The sequence below is a fragment of the Lachnospira eligens genome, assembly GCF_009680455.1.
GTDB lineage: Bacteria > Bacillota > Clostridia > Lachnospirales > Lachnospiraceae > Lachnospira > Lachnospira eligens_A.
Map to the genome: position 1 here is coordinate 1 of NZ_WKRD01000023.1, position 1,263 is coordinate 1,263.

General features: G+C 31.3%; 1 protein-coding gene and 2 pseudogenes. All 3 read right to left on the reverse strand.

Translation table 11 applies throughout. The features are described from left to right. A pseudogene (locus GKE48_RS15140) lies at positions 1-109 on the reverse strand (RNase III inhibitor); the annotation flags it as partial. Further along, positions 102-344 carry a hypothetical protein gene (locus GKE48_RS14450; RefSeq protein WP_173016959.1) on the reverse strand — a complete coding sequence of 81 codons (243 nt, stop codon included), beginning with the start codon at positions 342-344 and terminating at the stop codon, positions 102-104. The pseudogene GKE48_RS15140 and the gene GKE48_RS14450, both read right to left, overlap by 8 nt. An 811-nt stretch (positions 345-1,155) precedes the next feature. Next, positions 1,156-1,263: pseudogene (locus tag GKE48_RS15185) on the reverse strand (flavodoxin); the annotation flags it as partial.

Sequence of the window (1,263 nt, forward strand, 5' to 3'; positions counted from 1 at the left end):
GAATTGCTCCATCAACACCGCCACCACCTAAGAGACTGTTATTTGCTGCATTTACTATAACGTCAACATAATCTATTTTTGTTATATCACCGAGAACTGTTTTAATCATCGTAATTTCTCCCAAATATTTTCTTTAAATAATTTCCCATTATACCGTCAATTGTACCACCGCCAATATCGCCTTCAATTACTCTTTTTCTTCCATCCTTATAAGTAATCTGCAAGGTATATCCATATCCGTCGCAAACTTGTGCTTCCATAATATTCTTTTTCCATAATGGTGCACCAAATAACTTTTGATATTTATTGTATAATCTTAATACATTCTCTTTTTTGTTACGCATACGTCTTTGTATGTGTAACGATTAGATTCTCCTTGATATGTATATTCAATCCACCTACCATCCGGATATATCTAATACACATATCTTCTTTTCATATCTATTGTTCCTAACCCGAAATCTTCTACCTTAAAGCGTATTTTCTTAATATACATTCTCTGAATCACACTTAGGACATTTCACTGTCATTTATCTGCTTCTTCCTTACTATATTGACAATTCCTTCTTCAGCTACTTCCCAAACTTCAATATCTTCTAATAAATGTCCGTAGATACGGCAATAGTACTCCGCAAGACTCTCACCTATCCTAAAACCAATATAGTTATTATATCAGATTTGTTACAATATGTCCTTTTAATTAGATGTTTTGTTATACTTAAAATTTTAGGTATGTAACATCCATATATTCATCAGAAATTTTGTTACCACAGTAACAAAAAAAATGGCTTGTTACTACACCTTAACAAGTCATTTTCAATCTGATTAATATATAAAAAGATATATTTTTACATGGTGCCATAATATAAGCTAAGAAATCTCCTTGCAAGATTCAATTCTGTTTTCTCACACATAATCACATTTTCAATACATATGAATATTCTCTTATTCTTAATGAGTTTCACTTAAAATTTAAATATCCAAGCTACGTTAAACACAAATTTCCACAACTCCTTGACGAATAAAGATGTATCAATTAATATGAAATCAGGGTAGTTATAATATTCTTATACAAACCTTTGCAGAGACTCCGTGGGAAGAGTCTCTGTTTTTTTGTGCATAGGTGTATACCATATACATGATGATACTTTTAAATCACTTTCCCTTTTCCAACTCTTTGAAAAATGCCTTTGCATTATCCAAATCATTCTTATCCGGATGTCCTTTTGATATGCCTCCAATAAGTTTGAATGGTCCAAATGT

Excerpts from the sequence above, each read along its gene's own strand:
- GKE48_RS14450 (WP_173016959.1), bottom strand. The coding sequence starts at position 344 with ATGCGTAACAAAAAAGAGAATGTATTAAGATTATACAATAAATATCAA.